Annotated in this window: 20 protein-coding genes; all 20 read left to right on the plus strand. The window is 63.6% G+C overall.

Annotated elements, in window-relative coordinates; genetic code table 11:
* The first annotated feature begins 184 nt into the window (after nt 1-184).
* The 20 genes from RSE12_00865 (at nt 185) to RSE12_00960 (ending at nt 19,603) form a co-directional block, all read left to right on the plus strand.
* Nucleotides 185-1,084: a sugar-binding domain-containing protein gene (locus RSE12_00865; protein ID WRH62913.1), complete on the plus strand. Its 900-nt coding sequence runs from the start codon at nt 185-187 to the stop codon at nt 1,082-1,084.
* A gap of 144 nt (nt 1,085-1,228) precedes the next feature.
* Nucleotides 1,229-2,215 carry an ABC transporter substrate-binding protein gene (locus RSE12_00870; protein WRH62914.1) on the plus strand — a complete coding sequence of 329 codons (987 nt, stop codon included), beginning with the start codon at nt 1,229-1,231 and terminating at the stop codon, nt 2,213-2,215.
* Between the two features lie 113 nt (nt 2,216-2,328).
* Nucleotides 2,329-3,387 (plus strand): ribose ABC transporter, encoded by a 1,059-nt coding sequence (locus RSE12_00875; protein WRH62915.1) that lies wholly within the window; start codon nt 2,329-2,331, stop codon nt 3,385-3,387.
* On the plus strand, nt 3,380-4,126 hold the full coding sequence (locus tag RSE12_00880; protein ID WRH62916.1) for an ATP-binding cassette domain-containing protein: 747 nt from the start codon (nt 3,380-3,382) through the stop codon (nt 4,124-4,126). Before RSE12_00875 ends, RSE12_00880 begins: the two co-directional genes overlap by 8 nt.
* Nucleotides 4,127-4,130: 4 nt before the next feature.
* Entirely contained in the window at nt 4,131-5,066 is a 936-nt protein-coding gene (locus RSE12_00885; GenBank protein WRH62917.1) for a sugar kinase, read from the plus strand.
* Nucleotides 5,063-6,313 (plus strand): class II D-tagatose-bisphosphate aldolase, non-catalytic subunit, encoded by a 1,251-nt coding sequence (locus tag RSE12_00890; protein WRH62918.1) that lies wholly within the window; start codon nt 5,063-5,065, stop codon nt 6,311-6,313. The genes RSE12_00885 and RSE12_00890 overlap by 4 nt, the downstream gene beginning before the upstream one ends.
* Complete coding sequence (locus RSE12_00895; GenBank protein WRH62919.1) at nt 6,303-7,379, plus strand: Gfo/Idh/MocA family oxidoreductase; 1,077 nt, start codon at nt 6,303-6,305, stop codon at nt 7,377-7,379. Before RSE12_00890 ends, RSE12_00895 begins: the two co-directional genes overlap by 11 nt.
* A complete protein-coding gene (locus RSE12_00900; protein ID WRH62920.1) occupies nt 7,379-8,200 on the plus strand; it encodes a sugar phosphate isomerase/epimerase in 822 nt (273 codons plus the stop codon). Before RSE12_00895 ends, RSE12_00900 begins: the two co-directional genes overlap by 1 nt.
* Nucleotides 8,197-9,003 carry an alpha/beta hydrolase gene (locus RSE12_00905; protein ID WRH62921.1) on the plus strand — a complete coding sequence of 269 codons (807 nt, stop codon included), beginning with the start codon at nt 8,197-8,199 and terminating at the stop codon, nt 9,001-9,003. Before RSE12_00900 ends, RSE12_00905 begins: the two co-directional genes overlap by 4 nt.
* Before the next feature lie 3 nt (nt 9,004-9,006).
* Nucleotides 9,007-9,705 carry a ribulose-phosphate 3-epimerase gene (locus tag RSE12_00910; protein ID WRH62922.1) on the plus strand — a complete coding sequence of 233 codons (699 nt, stop codon included), beginning with the start codon at nt 9,007-9,009 and terminating at the stop codon, nt 9,703-9,705.
* Nucleotides 9,706-9,864: 159 nt separating this feature from the next.
* Nucleotides 9,865-10,470, plus strand: a complete 606-nt coding sequence (locus tag RSE12_00915; protein ID WRH62923.1) for an FMN-binding negative transcriptional regulator — start codon at nt 9,865-9,867, stop codon at nt 10,468-10,470.
* Nucleotides 10,471-10,683: 213 nt separating this feature from the next.
* Nucleotides 10,684-11,289, plus strand: coding sequence for a glutathione S-transferase (locus tag RSE12_00920; GenBank protein WRH62924.1), 606 nt, complete (start codon nt 10,684-10,686; stop codon nt 11,287-11,289).
* 372 nt (nt 11,290-11,661) lie between these two features.
* Complete coding sequence (gene petA, locus RSE12_00925) at nt 11,662-12,225, plus strand: ubiquinol-cytochrome c reductase iron-sulfur subunit (protein WRH62925.1); 564 nt, start codon at nt 11,662-11,664, stop codon at nt 12,223-12,225.
* An 11-nt stretch (nt 12,226-12,236) separates the two neighbouring features.
* Entirely contained in the window at nt 12,237-13,574 is a 1,338-nt protein-coding gene (petB, locus tag RSE12_00930) for a cytochrome b (GenBank protein ID WRH62926.1), read from the plus strand.
* A 17-nt stretch (nt 13,575-13,591) separates the two neighbouring features.
* Nucleotides 13,592-14,437: a cytochrome c1 gene (locus tag RSE12_00935; GenBank protein WRH62927.1), complete on the plus strand. Its 846-nt coding sequence runs from the start codon at nt 13,592-13,594 to the stop codon at nt 14,435-14,437.
* A gap of 246 nt (nt 14,438-14,683) precedes the next feature.
* Nucleotides 14,684-15,670, plus strand: coding sequence for a complex I NDUFA9 subunit family protein (locus tag RSE12_00940; GenBank protein WRH62928.1), 987 nt, complete (start codon nt 14,684-14,686; stop codon nt 15,668-15,670).
* Nucleotides 15,671-15,715: 45 nt separating this feature from the next.
* The gene (locus tag RSE12_00945; GenBank protein ID WRH62929.1) at nt 15,716-16,516 is read left to right on the plus strand and encodes an undecaprenyl-diphosphate phosphatase; all 801 of its coding nucleotides are present in this window, start codon (nt 15,716-15,718) and stop codon (nt 16,514-16,516) included.
* Between the two features lie 162 nt (nt 16,517-16,678).
* A complete protein-coding gene (locus RSE12_00950) occupies nt 16,679-18,115 on the plus strand; it encodes an NAD(P)-dependent oxidoreductase (GenBank protein ID WRH62930.1) in 1,437 nt (478 codons plus the stop codon).
* Nucleotides 18,116-18,125: 10 nt separating this feature from the next.
* Nucleotides 18,126-18,902, plus strand: a complete 777-nt coding sequence (locus RSE12_00955; protein ID WRH62931.1) for a hypothetical protein — start codon at nt 18,126-18,128, stop codon at nt 18,900-18,902.
* Nucleotides 18,899-19,603 (plus strand): hypothetical protein, encoded by a 705-nt coding sequence (locus tag RSE12_00960; GenBank protein WRH62932.1) that lies wholly within the window; start codon nt 18,899-18,901, stop codon nt 19,601-19,603. Before RSE12_00955 ends, RSE12_00960 begins: the two co-directional genes overlap by 4 nt.
* Nucleotides 19,604-19,613 lie beyond the last annotated feature (10 nt).

Raw genomic sequence — 19,613 nt, forward strand, 5'->3', positions numbered from 1 at the left:
TGTCGTCGCGCCGGCATCGGCGCTGTAAAATCTTCCGAACACCCTTCCCCTGCTGATCTGTGCGATTGCCACGAACTGCGAAGGTGATATGGTGACCGAGGTTGTGTAACACGTTGCTGAAAGGAATTGCAATCTGTCTCAGATCGCTTCATCCGACGCGAGCGAAACCCGCGCGCTGATTCATATGGTGGCCAAGCTGCACTATGAATCTGACCTGCCGCAGGTTCAGATCGCAAAGCAGCTTGGGGTTTCCACGGCAACGATCTCGCGCCTGTTGCAACGGGCACGGGCCGAGGGGATCGTGCGGATCGAGGTGCGCGATCTGGTGGTGCCCGATGCCTTGGCCGCGCAACTGGAACGACACTTGGGATTGCGGCGCGTCGCGGTCAGCGAAGCTGCGCCAAGCGGTGTGGCGATGGCGCTGGCTGGTCCGCTTGGCACGATGCTGAAGACGGCGAACATGGCCCCCGGATCGGTGCTTGCGCTGGGCTGGGGGCGGACGATCCGCGCGGTGCTGGAGGCGGGGCTGCCGAAGATTCCGGGGGTTCTGGTTGTGCCGGCGACAGGTGGCATGTCGCAGCATCAGGCGCATTTCCAGATCAACGAATTCGCGCGAATCGCTGCAGAACAGCTGGATGGAACCGCGAACTTTCTGCATGCGCCGGTGCTGCCGAGCGCGGAATCGCGCAACATCTTTCTGTCTGATCCGGCGATTTTGCAGACGGTAGCGCTGTGGGACCGCATCGATGTGGCTGTGGTCGGGGTCGGTTTGCCCCATTCGTTGAACGCGCCAGAGGCAAGTGTTGCGACACCGGATGAGCAGCGCCTGCTGAACTGTGCCGGCGATGTGGTGCGGCATTACTTTGACGCGCATGGAAACATGATCGATTGGGACGGCGCGGAACGGTTGATCGCCGTGTCCGAGGCGCAATTGCAGAAGGCGCGGCTGTGCATCGGCGTGGCGGCGGGCGAAGCGAAGGCGCCGTCGATCATCGGGGCGGCACGGGCGAATCTGATCAACGCGCTGGTCACGGATTCGACCACCGCGCAGGCGGTGCTGGGGCTACTGCGCGCCCCGATCTGAAAACGTTTGCAGGTGCAGAAAGTTATTGCTGCAAAAAATTGCTCTTGACGATTTCACACTTCGCGCTTTCAGTTACGCTACTTGAAACGAGGGTGATGGACGGGCCGCCTGCCTGTCACGGCACCCCCACCGGGAGGAGATATCATGAAACGTCGTTCGATTCTGAGCGCCGCAGCCGCTGCCTCTGTCGCCCTGACCATGGGCATGGGTGCCGCGCAGGCGCAGGACAAGAAATTCACCATCGCACTTGTTCCGGGCCTGACCACGGATGCCTTCTACATCACCATGCAAAAGGGCGCGCAGGCCGCGGCTGATGCGTTGGGGGTAGAGCTGGTGTTCCAGGGCGCGCCCGATTTCAACCCGGTGACGCAGGTGCCGGTGCTGGACGCGGTGATCGCGCGGGCTCCGGACGCGATCCTGATCGCGCCCACCGACACGACCCAGCTGATCGAACCGCTGCGCAAGGCGCATGACGCGGGTATCCCGGTGATTACGGTGGATACGTTCATCGGGACCGGCCAGTACCAGACCGGTGCAGGCGATGCCGATTTCCCGCTGGCCTATATCGCATCGGACAACGTGCTGGGCGGCAAGATCGCGGCACGCGCGCTGGCCTCGGCCATTGGTGGCGAAGGCAAGGTCTATGTGTCGAATGTGAAGCCGGGGATTTCCACCACCGACCAGCGCGAAGCAGGCTTCAAGCAGGCGATGGCCGAAGAATTCCCGAACATCACGGTTCTGGAAACCCAGTTCAACGACAACGACGCCAACAAGGCCGCCTCGCAGTTGCAGGGTGTTCTGGCGCGCGAGGCCGATCTGAAGGGCGTCTTCGGGGCGAACCTGTTCTCGGCGCTTGGTGCGGCGAATGGCGTCCAGCAGGCTGGTCAGTCGGGCACGATCAAGGTTGTGGCCTTTGATGCGCCGACGTCGATCGTTGACAACCTGACCACTGGTCTGGTGGACGTGGCCATTGCACAGCACCCGGCCGAGATTGGCTATTACGGTGTTGTGTCGGCCTTTGCCCACCTGACGGGCAATTCCATCCCGGTCAGCATCGGGACGGGCTTCACCATCATCACCAAGGACAACGTGACCGATCCGAACGTGGCGAAATACGTCTATTCCGACTGATCACGACCGGCCCCGCGCTGCACAGGCGCGGGGCCATTCCGATGCGTCACATCACAAGACTGCAAGCCGGGCCCGTGGGTCCGGCACGCTGTCCCAGACCACAGGACCACCCCATGACGACCGAAGCGCCGGGACCGGCTGGCGGGCATGTCTCGCCCCCTGCTGACCATGCCGAAAAGAGCCGCACCGTTGTGCAGCGCATTGCCGACCTGCGGGCCTGGCTGTTTCTTGCCGCCCTGATCCTGGGTTTCGAGATCTGGAGCCGAGTTTCCTTTGGCGGTTCCTTTGTCTTCAACCCCTATAACATCACCTCAATCGCGATCTTTGCGGTGGCACCCCTGCTGTTGGCGACGGGGCAGACCTTCGTGATCATCTCGGGCGGGATCGATCTGTCGATGGGCTTTATCATGGGGCTTGCCGCCGTGGTCGCAGCGCATGTGATCAACTGGGCCACCCCGACCATGGGTATGCCGATGGCGGTGCTGTTCGGGTCGCTGGTCGCGGTGGGGATCGCGATGATCCCCGGCTGTGTGAACGGTCTGCTGGTATCGCGCCTGAATGTGCCGCCCTTCATCGGGACATTGGGCATGTTCGGTGTGGCACGGGGCGTGGCCTTTCTGCTGGCGGGCGGAACGACCGTGCCGGTGCAAAATTCGTTCTTTGCCACGCTGGGCAACGGCCGCATCTTCGGCATCCCGTGGATCGTGATCGTGACTGCGATCTTCGTGCTGATCATGCACTATCTGCTAAGCCAGACCCGGTTCGGGCAGCACAACTATGCCATTGGCGCCAATGCACAGGCGGCCCGGCGGGCGGGCATCAACATCAAATCGCATCTGCTGCGCCTTTATATCCTGTCGGGGATCTGTGCGGGGCTGGCCGGTGTTCTTTATGCGGCGCGGTTCAGCGCGGGCGCGGCGCAGGCGGGGGAACCCTTGCTGCTTGATTCCGTGGCGGCTGTCGTCATTGGCGGGGCAAGTCTGTTTGGCGGGTCGGGCACCATCCTTGGAACCGTTGCGGGGGCCTTCGTGATTGCCGTCATCCAGTACGGGCTGGTTTTCATAAATGTCGAACCCTTCTGGCAGTTCATCTCTGTCGGGGTGGTCATCATCATATCGGTGCTGATCGATCAGGCGCAGCGCCGGATCAGCGGAGGGCGGCAAAGTGAGTGAGACATCCCCCCTGCTGGAGGTGCGCAACCTGTCCAAGAATTTTGGTCCGGTGCAAGCGCTGAACGATCTGACGATGCATGTGGGCGCAGGCGAGGTTGTTGCACTGGCCGGTGACAATGGCGCGGGCAAGACCACGTTGATCAAGGCGATCTCGGGCGTCTATCGGCCTTCGTCGGGCAGCGTGCTTCTGGAAGGCCAGGAGGTGAGCTTTGCATCACCGCAAGAGGCGCGGGAACGCGGGATCGAGACGATCTATCAGGATCTGGCGCTGGCGGATAACCTGTCCATCGGGGCCAACATCTTTCTGGGCCGCGAGCCGATGACCAAACGCTTTGGCTTTTTGCCTGTTCTTGACCGCAAGAAGATGGCGCAGGCGGCAAAGGAAACCATGGCACTGCTGGATTTCCACGTCAGCCGGATGGAGGCACCTGTTTCCAACTTTTCCGGCGGGCAGCGGCAGGCGGTGGCCATCGGGCGCGCGGTCTATTGGAATGCGCGTATCCTGATCATGGATGAACCTACCGCCGCGCTTGGCGTGCCGGAACAGCGCAAGGTGATCAGCCTGATCCACCAGCTGAAGGCGCAGGGGCGGGGCGTGATCTTCATCTCACACAATCTGCAAGACATCTTTGCGGTGTCGGACAGGATCGTCGTGCTGCGGCGGGGCGTGATGGCGGGCGAACGCCGCATCGCCGACACCACACATGACGAGGTGGTGAAATTGATGGTCGGGGGCTGATGCGATGACGGCGCGTCCGGTCATCGGATCGCTTGGCGAGTTGCTGGTGGAATTCGTGTGTACCGAAACCGACGGGCGAAATCTGCGCCCGTCGGTCTATCGCGGCCCGTTCCCCAGTGGCGCACCGGGGATATTCATTGATCAGGTGGCGCTTGCGGGCGCGCAGGCGGTTTTTGCCGGGGCGGTGGGAACCGATGCCTTTGGGCAGGTGGTGCTGGGCAGGCTTGTGGCCGATGGCGTATCGGACAGCCTGATCCGCCAGATCCCCGGCCTGCCCACAGGTACCGCGCATGTCAGCTATAACAGCGATGGCAGCCGCGATTTCGTGTTCAACATGGCCGCCTCTGCCGCCGCGCGCTTTCCCAAAGGGCGTGAGGCGATCGAGGGGTTTCTTGCCGCCGGAACAGAGGTGCTGCACATTTCAGGCTCTGCATTGGGTGATCCCGACATGCGCACTGCAATCGCCGAAGTCGCTGTCGCCCTGCATAAGGCCGGGGTCGCCTTGTCGATTGATCCGAACATCCGCACCGAATTGATGTCGGATGCAGGCTATCTGGACACGGTTCGCCATCTGATAGGGCTGGCGACTTATGTGCTGCCATCGGATGCGGATGCCGCGCTGCTTTGGCCCGGTGCGGGGTTTGCCGATTGGGCCGAGGCGCTGCCCGCACGGGTGGTGGCACTGAAGCGGGGCGACAAGGGCGCGATGGCGCTGGCCGATGGCGTGCTGACCGATCTGCCTGTGCATCCTGTGACCGTGGTTGATCCAACCGGAGCGGGCGACTGTTTCTGCGGGACATTCGTTACACTGCTGGCCACCGGCATGGCCATGCCGGACGCGCTGGCGCGGGCGGTGGTCGCGGGCGCGCTGGCCGTGACGGCGCTGGGCCCGATGGAGGGCAACAGCCCAAGGGCGCGGATCGAGGCGGAACTGGCATGACGGCGCTGGCCGAGATTCTGGCACAGAACCTTGCGGGCAAGGGGCGCGGGTTGCCCGCATGGTGCACGGCGCATCCGGAAACGCTGGCCGCGATCCTTGCCACCTATCGCGATGACGATGCGCCGGTCCTGATCGAGGCGACCTGCAATCAGGTGAACCAGCTGGGCGGCTATACCGGAATGACCCCTGATGCATTTCGCGGGTTCGTCGAAGGGTTGGCCGTTGCGCAGGGTGTCGATCCTGCGCGCCTTGTTCTGGGGGGCGATCATCTGGGCCCGAACCCGTGGCGGCACCTGCCGGCGGATCAGGCGATGGATCATGCGAGGGCCATGGTTGCGGCCTATGTGCAGGCCGGTTTCACCAAGATTCACCTCGATGCCTCGATGCCCTGCGGGGGTGAAGTGCTTTCGCAGCCGGAAATGGCCCGCCGCGCCGCAGACCTTGCCGCTGTGGCCGAGGCAGAGGCCGGAGGGCGGGCGCTGGCCTATGTGATCGGGACCGAGGTTCCGATCCCCGGCGGTGAGACGGCCCCGGTGGACCGCCTGTCGATCACCACAGCCGAGGCAGCGCGGCAGACCATCGAGGAGCACCGCGATGCCTTTGCGGCGCGTGGCCTGAGTTCGGTCATGGCGCGTGTCGCAGCGCTGGTGGTGCAGCCCGGCGTGGATTTCGGCAATGCACAGATCATCGGCTTTGATCCACCTGCCGCTGCGGCCTTGTCCGCCGCTGTTGCCGGTTTCGGTGGCCCGGTGTTCGAGGCACATTCGACAGATTACCAGTCTGGCCCCGCGCTGCGAGCGCTGGTGCAAGGGCATTTCGCGATCCTGAAGGTTGGGCCGGAACTGACCTTTGCCTACCGGCAGGCCGTGCTGGCGCTGGAGCGTCTGGCGCAACTGATGGGCCTGCCTTCGGGGGTGGAGGCTGCGCTGCGCACGGCGATGGCCGATGATCCGCGCGATTGGCAGGCCTATGTCGACCCCGGGCCGGACGCACCGCAGATGATGATATGGGGTCTGTCGGACCGCGTGCGCTATTACTGGCCCAAGCCGCAGGTGCAGGCGGCACAGCTTGCCTTGTTCACTGCCTTGCGTGCCGCACACCCGCCGCCCGGCCTTGTGGCACAGGTGACGGGCGGGCTTGCCGTGCCTGTCGATCCCGCGACGCTGCCGGAAACCGTTATCCAAGCCAATGTGGGCGCCGTTGTTGCCCGATACCGCACCGCGACAGGAGATTTCGATGCCCCCTAAACAGGACCGCCTGCTGCGTGTCGGCGTGCTGGGCTGTGGCCCGATTGCGCAGGCAGCCCATTTTGAGAGCTGCACCAAGGCGCGCAATGCCACGCTGTATGCGATCTGCGACGTGGCCGATGACCTGCGCGAACGCATGGCCGCAACCCATGCCCCGGAGCGGCAGTTCAACGACTATGACGCAATGTTGGCCGATCCCGACTTAGAGGCAGTGATCATCGCAACATCCGACGCTTTTCACGTTCCGGCCGCCCGGCGGGCGCTGGAGGCGGGCAAGCACGTGCTGTGCGAAAAGCCGTTGGCAACATCGGTGGAAGAGGCAGAAAGCCTGCGCGACATCGCGGCAAGCAGCGGCAAGGTGCTGCAAGTGGGGCATATGAAGCGGTTTGATGCCGGGTTGCAGGCGGCGAAGGCTTTCATCGATACTGGCATGGGCCAGATGGTCGCGCTGAAGGCATGGTATTGTGACAGCACCCACCGCTATCCGATGACCGATGCCGTGCAGCCGTTGATGGTTACCAGCAAGGCCGCCCGCAAGCCCATCGAAAACCCCAAGGCCGATCTGGACCGCTACTACATGCTGGCCCATGGCAGCCACCTTGTGGATACCGCGCGGCTGTTCGCAGGGCCGATCCGTGCGGTGGATGCGCGGCTGTCAAACCGGGCAGGGATCCGCTGCTGGTTTGTCGATGTGGAGTTTGAGAATGGCGTTTTGGGCCATCTGGACCTGACCGTCGCGGTGCGGATGGATTGGCATGAGGGGTTCCAGATCTATGGTGAGAACGGGTCAATTCTGGGCAAAACCTACAACCCGTGGTATTACAAATCGTCTGAAGTCGATATCTTTGATGAACGCGACGGCGCGACGCGCCGGGTTCTGGGGGCCGACGGGCATTTCTATCGCCGCCAGCTTGAAGGCTTTGCCGATGTGATCCTGAGCGGCACCCGGATGGAAGGGGCCGATCTGGAAGATGGCATTGCATCCGTCAGGGCCATGGTTGCCATCGCGCAATCTGCCCGCAGCGGGCAGCCCGTGCGGCTTGATCAGGCGCAGGGGCCGGTCTGATGCGGCTGGGCATCTTTGCCAAGACCTTTCCGGGCAGCGATCCGTTTACGGTTCTGACGGCCGCGCAGCAGGCGGGATATGATGCGGTGCAGTACAACATGGCCTGCTCCGGCCTGCCCTCCATGCCGGACAGCCTGCAGGAAAACACCGTTCCAGCGTTGGTGGCCGCGGCGCGCGGGGCCGGTGTCGCGCTGGCGGCGGTTTCGGGCACCTATAACATGATCCATCCCGACCCGGCCCAGCGCGCCATCGGATTGCGGCGCCTGTCGGTGCTGATCGACCATGCCGCCGCCATGGGAACCGGCATGGTCACGCTGTGCACCGGCAGCCGGGATGCGGCGGACCAATGGCGCCACCACCCCGACAACCAGACGACCGAGGCTTGGCGCGATTTGCTGGTTGAGATGGAGAAGGCCTGCGCTCTGGCCGAGGCGAAGGGCGTGAAGCTGGGGGTGGAGCCGGAATTGGCCAATGTGGTCAATAGCGCGGCAGCCGCGCGCCTGTTGATCGACACGATGCAAAGCCAAGCGCTGGCCATTGTGCTGGATCCGGCAAACCTGTTTGAGATTGCCTCCGACGCGGACCGCACCCGTATCATTGAAGGTGCCATCGACCTGCTGGCCGACCGCATCGCCATGGCGCATGCAAAGGACCGCAACCCGGATGGCAGCTTTGCCACTGCGGGAAGAGGCGTGGTCGATTTCACCCATTTCATAGCCCGTCTTCGCAGAGCGGGATTTGACGGCGATCTGGTCACCCATGGCCTGACGGCGGATGAGGCTGCGGGGGTTGCCGCCCATCTGAGGGACTGTGGCGCATGACGAACCCGGCGAGGTGGATCACCGCGGACGGGCTTTCGCTGGCCCTGCATGATGCAGGGGGCGATGGTTTGCCGGTGATCTTTCAGCACGGGCTTTGCGGCGATGCGCGCCAGACGGTAGAGGCCTTTCCCCCCGATCCGCGCTTTCGCCGGATCACGCTGGAATGCCGGGGGCATGGCAGTTCGGACTTCGATCCCGATCCGTCGCTTTCCCAATTCACCGATGATCTGGCAGGGTTGGTTGCATCCTTGGGCCGTGCGGTGCCGGTAGGTGGCATATCGATGGGGGCGGCGCTGGCCTTGCGTCTGGCGGTGGCGCGGCCGGAGTTGGTATCGCATCTGATCCTGGTGCGGCCTGCTTGGGGCGCCGGGGCGGAGGCGCCTGCGAACCTGGCCCCGAATGGTGCGGTGGGGCAGTTGCTGTATCGGTTTCCGGCAGCCGAGGCGCGGGCCGCGTTTCTGGAGAGCGACATGGCGGCAGAGTTGCGTGCGACGTCGCCGGACAATCTGGCCTCGCTCATCGGGTTCTTTGGGCGGGAGCCGGTGTCGCGGACGGCGATCCTGCTGTCTGCCCTGTCCGCCGAGCCTTTGGGCGTGACGCGCGCCGATCTGGCGGCGCTGCGTTTGCCGGTTCTGATCTGTGCCACGGCAGAGGATGCGATCCATCCGGCGGCGCTTGCGCAGGATCTTGCGGCGCAGATACCGGGGGCCGTGCTGTGCGACCTTCCCGCCAAGGGGCGCGACAAGGCGGCCCATATCGCGGCCCTTCACCATGAAATAATTGACTTCCTTACAAGGACTTGACCCATGCCCCGCCCTGCAGCCAACTGGATGAACACCCTGCCGGCCGACCATCTGATCGCCGAGTTTTCGGTTTGGTCTGCCGATCTGATCCGGCTTGCCGATGATATGGCGCGCATCCGGCCCCATGCCGATATTCTGCATATTGATGTGGCGGATGGGGTGTTTGCGCCGTCTTTCCTGTTCTTTCCTGATCTGGTGGCGCGGATTCGCGATGTGTCTGATCTGCCGATCCATGTGCATCTGATGGTGGATGATGCCGTGCTGCTGTCGCAGATCGACCAGTTTGCCGAAGCGGGGGCGGATCTGATCAGCCTGCATGCGGAAAACGACGCTGTGGCCGGGCCTGCTCTTGACCGGATTGCCGCCCATGGCGTGAAGGCGGGTATGGTGCTGCGGGTGGAGACGCCGGTGGAACGGGCCAAGCCGTGGTTACAACATATTGATATGCTGACACTTCTTGGCACCGCCATCGGGGTGAAAGGGCAAGGTTTGGACCCGTCGGCCACCACAAGGCTGCAAACGGCGACGGGGTTGATCGCCGAAAGCGGGCGGCGGATCGTGCTGGCCGCTGATGGCGGTATTCGCGACACCACCGTCGCCCTGCTGCGGGCGGCGGGGGCCGAGACGGTGGTGCTGGGATCACTGGCCTTTGGCGCGGCGGATCTTGGGGCGCGGATGGCGTGGCTGCGGGGGCTGGGCTGAGGCGGGCTATCTTTAGACAAAGCCCTGAGAACGCTGTGTAAATCACGGGATTTGCGGTGCAGCGCCCGGTGCAGCAGGCTGTGCAGCACACTGTATGCACGCAGCGCACGGTGATAGGTCGGTTAACCAGAACCAGTCGAATCGTTTTGGAGTGGCCTGATGCACCCGAATCCTGCCTTTCGCGGCGCGAGCCGTGACGACAACCTTGCCTTTGCCGCCGCGCGGGGCTTCGGGATGCTGTGCATCAGTGGCGATGCGGGGCCGGTGGCCGCCCATGTGCCCTTTGTGATCATGCAGGGGGGCGCGGTAGAGGTGCATCTGGCGCGGTCCAACGCGATTGCGCGGGCGGCGCTGCCGCTGCCTGCGCTGCTGGCGGTGCAGGGGCCGGATGCCTATATCTCGCCCGATTGGTATGGGGTGCCGGATCAGGTGCCGACGTGGAATTATGTGGCGGTGCATCTGCGTGGCGTGCTGCATCCGATGGCCGATGCGGGGCTGGAGCCGCAGGTGGATGCGCTGACCGCCGAGTTCGAGGCCCGGCTGCCGGACAAGCGACCATGGACCAAGCACAAGATGGGTGAAGGGGTGATGGCGCGGATGATGCGGGGCATCCTGCCGTTCCGGCTGGAAGTGACCGAGGTCGACGGGACCTGGAAGCTGAACCAGAACAAGACGCCCGAGGCGCGGGCGGGGGTCATCGCGGCGCTGGAGGCGCAGGGCGGGATGGCGGCCGAGATTGCGGGACTGATGCGGCGGCTGGGGTGAGTGCGGAATTTGACGCAAATTCCGCGACGGTTTTTGACACAAAAACCGGGGTACGCCCGGCCACCACCGGGATGCGGGATGCGGCACGGAGTGCGTCGGAATTTGCGTCAAATTCCGGCGCGGTTTCTGCGTCAGAAACCGCTTCGGCGGGTGGTTGCGGCGCTGCGGGGACAGGCATAGGGTCGGGCCAGACAACCTGCGGAGGGTTCTGCCATGCACCTCTATTTTTCGCCCACCTCACCCTATGTGCGCAAGGTGATGGTCCTGCTGCACGAGACGGGGCAGATCGGCGAGGTGGAACTGGTCATGGGGTCGGGCAACCCTGTCGATCCGGCGGGTGCACCGCTGGACGCCAACCCCTTGGGCAAGGTGCCCGCGCTGGAGCGGCCCGACGGGCCGGCGCTGTATGACAGCCGGGTGATCTGTCGCTATCTGGATGCCCGCGCCGGAGCGGGGCTTTATCCCGAGGGCGCGCGGCTTTGGGACACGCTGACGGTGGAGGCGACGGGGGATGGCATCCTCGATGCCGCTTTGCTGATGGTTTATGAGGGGCGCATCCGGCCCGAGGAATTGCGTTTTGCGCCTTGGGTCGAGGGGCAATGGGCCAAGGTGGACCGGGCGCTGGATGCGCTGGAGACGCGCTGGATCGCGCATCTGGAGGGGCCACTGGACGCCGGGCAGATCGCGGTGGGCTGTGCGCTGGGCTATCTGGATTTTCGCCATGACGCGCGGGACTGGCGCAACGGGCGGCCCCGGCTGGCGGGCTGGTTCGCGGGGTTTGACGTGCGCGCGTCCATGCGGGCCACCGTTCCGACCTGAGGCGGGGCTGCCGGAATGGCGCCGCGCGCGGATTAACGAAATTTACGGGATTCCCGTTCCTTATTGGGCTGACCGGCGGGAGGTGGTGCCGCGCCCCGCGCTTTTGGCGGATGTGCAGGGATGTGCGCTACGACTTGTCGCAGGGGGTTGCGCCGGGCCGCAGGCGGCCCAGACTCCGGCAATGGGAAGATCGCCCAACTGCCACAGGGCGTGATTTCCTTGGCCTTTTGGCGGGGATGCGCCCGTTTGTCCGCTGGACGATCTGGTGCGACCGGTCTAAAAGCCGCCCGGTATGGCTGCGGGAAACTGCGGCCCACATGGATTTTCGAGTCGCGGGACTTCCCCGCGGATCTGGAAGAGGGAGAAGTTCTCGTGTCCCACGCTGAAGACAACACAGGTACCCGTCGGGATTTCCTGTACTATGCGACGGCAGGGGCCGGTGCGGTTGCCACGGGCGCCGCTGTCTGGCCGCTGGTCAACCAGATGAACCCGTCGGCCGATGTGCAGGCGCTGTCGTCGATCTTTGTTGATGTGTCGGCGGTTGAGCCGGGCACGCAGCTGACGGTGAAATGGCTGGGCAAGCCGGTGTTCATCCGCCGCCGCATGCCGGAAGAGATTGAGGCCGCGCGCGCTACGGCGCTGACCGAACTGCCCGATCCGCTGGCCGAGAATGCGAATGCGCAGCCTGGTGCCGATGCCTCGGACCAGAACCGCACGCTGGATGAAGCGGGCGAGTGGCTGGTGATGATGGGGGTTTGCACCCATCTGGGCTGTGTGCCACTGGGCGATGGATCGGGCGATTTCGGCGGCTGGTTCTGCCCCTGCCACGGGTCGCACTACGACACCGCCGGCCGCATCCGCAAAGGCCCCGCACCGCGCAACCTGCCGGTGCCCGTGGCGGCCTTTACTGACGAAACCACGATCAAGCTTGGGTAAGGAACAGACAGATGGCTGGAATTCCGCACGACCATTATGAGCCCAAGTCGGGTGGCGAGAAGTGGCTGTACAAGCGGCTGCCGATCGTCGGGCTGCTTTACGACACCCTGATGCTGCCGACGCCCAAGAACCTGAACTGGATGTGGATCTGGGGCATTGTGCTGACCTTCTGTCTGGCGCTGCAGATCATCACCGGGATCGTTCTGGTGATGCACTACACGCCGCATGTCGACTATGCCTTTGCGTCGGTCGAACACATCATGCGCAACGTCAACGGCGGCTACATGATCCGCTATCTGCACCAGAACGGCGCGTCGCTGTTCTTTGTGGCGGTCTATCTGCATATTTTCCGCGGCCTGTATTACGGGTCCTACAAGGCCCCGCGTGAGGTGACGTGGATCATCGGGATGCTGATCTATCTGCTGATGATGGGCACGGCGTTCATGGGCTATGTGCTGCCTTGGGGGCAGATGTCGTTCTGGGGGGCCACGGTGATCACCGGGCTGTTCGGCGCGATCCCGGGTATCGGCGAAGCGATCCAGACCTGGCTTCTGGGCGGACCGGCGGTGGACAATGCCACGCTGAACCGTTTCTTCAGCCTGCATTACCTGCTGCCATTCGTGATTGCCGGTCTGGTGGCCGTGCATATCTGGGCCTTCCACACCACCGGCAACAACAACCCCACCGGGGTTGAGGTGCGCCGCACGTCCAAGGAAGAGGCGGCCAAGGATACAGTGCCGTTCTGGCCCTATTACGTGATCAAGGATCTGTTCGCGCTGGCGATCATTCTGGCGGTGTTCTTCGCGGTTGTGGGCTTCATGCCGAACTACCTGGGCCACCCTGACAACTATATCGAGGCGAACGCGCTGGCGACGCCTGCGCATATCGTGCCGGAATGGTACTTCCTGCCGTTCTACGCCATCCTGCGTGCCTTTACCGCCGACGTGTGGGTGGTGATCGCGGCGGAATGGATCACCTTCGGGATCGTGGATGCCAAGTTCTTTGGTGTGATCGCGATGTTCGGGGCGATTGCGGTTATGGCGCTGGCGCCGTGGCTGGACACGTCTTCGGTGCGGTCGGGCCGCTATCGCCCGATGTTCAAGTGGTGGTTTGCGCTGCTTTGCGTGGACTTCATGGTTCTGATGTGGGTGGGCGCGATGCCGGCCGAAGAGCCCTATGCCACCATCTCGCTGATCGCCTCGGCCTACTGGTTTGCCTATTTCCTGGTGATCCTGCCGCTGCTGGGCGTGATCGAGAAGCCGGATGCACAGCCGGCGACGATCGAGGATGACTTCAACGCGCATTACGGCAAGCCCGGTGGCTATGCCGCGGCCCAACCGGCCGAGTGAGAAGGGAACTGAGGAAGATGATCAGGAATTTCGCACTCAGTGCTGCTGCTGCTCTGGCGCTGTCCTCCGGGGCGGCGCTGGCGGCGGGCGGTCACAAGGAAATCACCGATGTGGCCTTTGCCCATGAAGGGCCGTTTGGCAAGTTTGACCAGTTCCAGCTTCAGCGCGGGTTGCAGGTCTATACCGAGGTCTGCTCGGCCTGCCACGGGCTGAAGTATGTGCCGATCCGCACGCTGGCCGATGAAGGTGGCCCGCAGCTGCCCGAAGACCAGGTGCGCGCCTATGCGGCGCAGTTCACGGTCACCGATGCCGAAACGGGTGAGGATCGTGAAGGCGTGCCGACCGACCATTTCCCGGCTTCGGGGATGGAAGGCGCGCCGGACCTGTCGCTGATGACCAAGGCACGCGCCGGGTTCAGCGGCCCCTATGGCACCGGGATGAGCCAGTTGTTCAATGGCATGGGTGGGGCGGAATACATGTATTCCATCCTGACCCATTACGAGGAAAACCCGGAATGTGCCCCCGATGGTATCGACGGGTTCTATTACAACACGTCCTTCGACAAGGGGGCCACCCCTGACACCTGCAAGGATGAGAAGGGGATTTCCACGGTTCCGGGCAGCTGGATCGCGATGCCCGAGCCGCTGTCGGATGATCTGGTGACCTATGCCGATGGCACGGCGGCCACGAAAAGCCAGATGGCAGAGGACGTGTCGTCCTTCCTGATGTGGGCGGCAGAGCCGAAGCTGATGGACCGCCGTGAGGCGGGCTTCAAGGCGGTGATCTTCCTGCTGATCCTGGCCTCGCTGCTGTATCTGACCAACAAGCGGATCTGGGCGGGCGTGAAGGGCAAGACGGCCTGAGCCAACCCTTCATTCTGAAATCCTGGAAAACCCCGCCATCGTGCGGGGTTTTTCATTTTGACCGTCAGCACCGAACGAATTTTCTGCGAAAATTCTGGGCGAGCGGACGTTCGCAGAACGTCCTATCGGATTTTTCGCAGAAAAATCGTGACCCCGGGCCTGACCCCAGCCCTGCGGCACAGCGGGTGCTTGGCCTTGGCGGCGCAAGCGTGTAATCACGGGCCAAAGCTGATTGGGGAACCGGACATGAACAAACTTGTCACCATTTATGGCGGGTCGGGGTTCGTCGGGCGGTACATCGCGCGCCGCATGGCCAAGGAAGGCTGGCGGGTGCGGGTAGCCGTGCGCCGCCCGAATGACGCGCTGTTCGTGAAGCCTTATGGCGTGGTGGGTCAGGTGGAGCCTGTGGCTTGCAACATCCGCGATGATGCGTCGGTGCGCGCCGCGATGCAGGGGGCGGACGCGGTGGTGAATTGCGTGGGCATCCTGAACAAGGCCGGAAAGAACACCTTTGACTCGGTTCAGGCCAGCGGCGCCGCGCGGATCGCGCGGATCGCGGCCGAGGAAGGTGTGAGCCAGCTGGTGCATCTGTCGGCCATCGGCGCGGATGCGGACAGCGCATCGGAATATCAACAGACCAAGGCGGCAGGGGAGGCGGCGGTTCTGGCTGCCTTTCCGGGGGCGATGATCCTGCGCCCGTCGATCATTTTCGGCAATGAGGACGGGTTCTTTAACCGCTTTGCGGCCATGACACGATTCTCGCCGGTACTGCCGGTGGTGGGGGCCGCGACGCTGTTCCAGCCCGTACATGTGGATGACGTGGCGCAGGCTGCGGTGAAGGGGATTACCGGGGCCGCCGCGCCGGGCATCTATGAACTGGGCGGGCCGGAAGTGGCAACATTCCGGGAATTGATGCAGCGGATGCTGGCCGAGATCCGTCGCCGCCGGCTAATCGTGAACATTCCTTTCTTTGCCGCGTCGATTATGGGCGGGGTGCTGGACATGATGCAGACCCTTTCGCTGGGGCTGTTCAACAACGGCATGATCACCCGCGATCAGGTGCGCAACTTGCGGACCGACAACGTGGTGGCGCCCGGTGCGAAAGGCTTTGCCGAGTTGGGGATCACGCCGATGGCGATGGGCCCGGTGCTGCCGGAATATCTGTGGCGCTATCGCCCGTCGGGGCAATATGCGGCGATCAAGGAATCGGCCAAGAACCTGCGGAAGGTTTGATCCGATGCGCGCGATCAGCGCTGGACGGGCCGCCGGGAAGGACTGATGGAAAACACGCTGACCGCTGCCCTTCTGGGCCTGATCGAGGGGTTGACCGAGTTCATCCCCGTATCGTCGACCGGGCATCTGTTGCTGGCAGGGCATTTCCTTGGCTTTGACAGCCCCGGCCGCACCTTTGAGGTGGTCATCCAGTTGGGCGCGGTGCTGGCGATCCTGACGGTTTATGCGGGCAAGTTGTGGAAAGTTGCGTCGACCATCCATAGCGACCCGGCCTCGGCGCGGTTTGTGGCATCGGTGCTGCTGGCGTTCTTTCCGGCGGTGGTCGTGGGCGTGCTGGCGCATGACATCATCAAGACGGTGCTGTTCGAGACGCCGGTTCTGATTGCGGTGATGCTGATTCTGGGCGGGTTCGTGCTGCTGGTGATCGACCGGGTGGCACCGGAACCGGTTCATGAGGAGGCGATGGCGCTGCCGTTTCGCAAGGCGCTGATCATCGGGGTGATCCAGTGTCTGGCCATGGTGCCCGGGGTAAGCCGGTCTGGCGCGACGATCGTGGGGGCGCGGATGCTGGGTGTGGGCAAGCGCGCCTCGGCCGAGTTTTCGTTCTTTCTGTCGATGCCGACGATGGCCGGGGCCTTTGCCTATGACTTGTACAAGAGCCGGAATGTGCTGGATTTTTCGGCGGTGGTGGATATCGGCGTGGGCTTTGCGCTGGCCTTTCTGTCGGCGGTGCTGGTGGTGCGCTGGACGCTGGATTTCGTGAGCCGGAATGGCTTTGCGGTGTTCGGCTGGTGGCGAATCATTGTGGGAAGCGGGGCGCTGATCCTGCTTTGGCTGGGGTTCTAGGCCAGTTCGGAACGCGTACTGACCTATTTTCGGCAAGATCGGGCAGTATTTTTGACCCATTGCCAGAAAAACAGCTTATTAGGTCATACATACTGACTTTTATTCCCAAAGCGGGCAAAGTAAGAAGGCGCACCCGAGATTTCCTGTCAGAGAGGGCGCCTCATGGCAAAGAACCGCATGCTCCAGTTCGTGACCGTGGACAAGGAGACGCCCGAGAAGCGGCCCGCCAACCTGCGGGCGCAAGATTTTCACGAGATTTACCGTGAATATGCCGCCGAAAAGGCTGCTGAACAGGCGGGGCGGTGCAGCCAGTGCGGCGTGCCCTATTGCCAGTCGCATTGCCCGTTGCACAACAACATCCCCGATTGGCTGCGCCTGACCGCCGAGGGGCGGTTGCAGGAGGCCTATGAGATTTCGCAGGCGACCAACACTTTCCCCGAGATTTGCGGACGGATCTGCCCGCAGGACCGGCTGTGCGAAGGCAATTGCGTGATCGAGCAATCGGGCCATGGCACGGTGACCATCGGGTCGGTTGAGAAGTACATCACGGATACGGCCTGGGAGAACGGCTGGGTGCAGCCGATCCGGCCGCATGCGGAGCGGACGGAATCGGTGGGGATCATCGGAGCCGGGCCGGGGGGATTGGCGGCGGCGGATATGCTGCGGCGCAAGGGTGTGCAGGTCACGGTTTATGATCGGCATGACCGCGCGGGTGGTTTGCTGACCTATGGGATTCCGGGGTTCAAGCTGGAAAAGCCCGTTGTGATGCAGCGGATCGCCCAGTTGGAAGAGGCGGGCGTGCAGTTCGTTCTGAATTGCAACGTGGGGTCTGATATCAGCTTTGACGCCATCCGGGGTCAGCATGATGCAGTGCTGATCGCGACGGGCGTTTACAAGGCGCGCGACATTTCCGCCCCCGGCGTGGGCGCGGCAGGGATCGTGAAGGCGCTGGATTACCTGACGGCGTCGAACCGCAAGAGCTTTGGCGATGATGTGCCGGAGTTCGACAGCGGTGAGTTGAACGCCGAGGGCAAGCGCGTGGTGGTGATCGGCGGCGGCGACACCGCGATGGACTGCGTGCGCACGGCGATCCGGCAGGGTGCAACATCGGTGAAGTGCCTGTATCGGCGCGACAAGGCAAACATGCCCGGATCGCAGCGCGAGGTGCAGAATGCCGAGGAAGAGGGCGTCGAGTTCGTCTGGCTGACGGCACCCAAGGGGTTCACCGGGGGCGCTTCGGTGGAAGGCGTGATGGTGCAGCGGATGCGTCTGGGCGCGCCCGATGCGACCGGGCGGCAATCGCCGGAACTGATCGAGGGCGCGGATTACGTGGAGCCTGCCGATCTGGTGGTGCAGGCGCTGGGGTTCGAGCCGGAGGAAATTCCGTCGCTTTGGGGGGTGCCGGAACTGGCGGTTACACGCTGGGGCACCATCAAGGCGGATTTCCGCACGCATGAGACAAGCCTGCCGGGCGTTTACGCTTCGGGCGATATCGTGCGGGGGGCGTCGCTGGTGGTCTGGGCGATCCGTGACGGGCGCGAGGCGGCAGAGGCGATCATGGAATATCTGGCGCAGCCTGCGCAGGTTGCTGCGGAATAGGGACTTGGACATGTCGGGCAGTGAGGAATTGGTCAGCATGGGGGGCGGGGCAGAGGCCCCTGCCCTGCCACGGCTGAACATCCCGCTGCTGCGCAAGGATCGGCGGCTGTGGGTGTGGTGGCACAAGGGCACAAGCCGGCGGCTGGTGGTGGTGTTTTCATCCGTGGGGCATGGGCCGGACACGCCACCCGTGCTGGAATTCGCGCAGAGTGCGACGGCGGGGGGACGTGACAGCGCCGTGTTCATCGCGGACCCGCAGCGCAGCTGGCTGAATGCGCCGAAGCTGATCGAAGAAATCGTCGAGGTGATCGAGGCGGCGCGCGATGAGATTGGCGCCGAAGAGACAGTGACGCTGGGCTATTCCATGGGGGGCTTTGCGGCGCTGGTGATCGGGGCGTTTGTGCCGGTTCATGCCGCGCTGGCCTTTTCGCCGCAGATGTCGATTGACCCGGAGCTGGTGCCGGATGAGGGCCGGTGGAAGCGCTATCGCAACCGGATCGGCGCGATCCGCATTCACTGTGCTGCTGACCATATGGCGGCCGGCACCGTGCATCACATCATCATGGGATCGTCGCGGCTGGAAAAGCCGCAGCAGCGGCTGCTGCCGCAGGCGGCCAATGCGAACCTGTATTTCCTGCCCAAGACGCAGCATGACACCGCGCCACGGATCAAGCGGGCGGGGCTTTTGCCCGCCGTTCTGGACCTTGCCTTTTCACGGCGAAGCGATGCCCTTGGGGCCTTGCTGACGCAGACTTTGAACGCCCGCAGCAAAGGAATTGCCGCATGATCCGCGCCCTTCTGCCCCTGTTGCCCTGCCTTGCCTTCGGCCTGACCTCGCCCGCCTTGGCGTCGTCATTCACGCCGCCGGAGGGGTGCAGCACATTCCTGACCGTGCAGGCCAAGGGGTGCCGGGTATCGAACCATTACAAATGCACGGCGGATGCGCCGGGCGATCAGTGGCGGACGGATTTCGATCAGGAAGGGCCGTTCTTCATGTCGCGCATCGACAGCGAAGCGCAGTGGGTGGAAAGCTATGAGATCGACCCGCCTGTGAAGCAGCTTCTGGACCCGAGCCCGGCTGACCCGGCATCGTTTTCCGAATTGCTGGCAACGGGGAATGACAATTACATCTTTGGTCTGTCCGACGATAACGGCGAGCGCACCAAGGTGCGCGGTGGCGACCGTTTGACCGGGCGGCAGGTGGTGATCGACGGGATCACACTGCAGGAGACTGAGTTCAACTTTACCGAAACCGATCTGGGCGGCACCGTGCTGCGCCGGTCGCGCGGGAATGAATACATCCATCCCGAATGGCGGCTGTTCTTTTCCGGCCCGTCAGAATGGGATGGCGGCGACGGAAACTATCTACCGCTGGACGGCAGCCCGGTTCAGTTCATCTTTCCCGGTGAGCCCGGCTTTGCCAGCACCCAACCCCTGTTCGACTGCGACGCCGTGATGTCGTCGTTGCAGACTTTGCCCAAGTTGTAAGGAGGCCCGA

It is taken from the genome of Fuscovulum sp. (genome assembly GCA_035192965.1).
Lineage (GTDB): Bacteria > Pseudomonadota > Alphaproteobacteria > Rhodobacterales > Rhodobacteraceae > Paragemmobacter.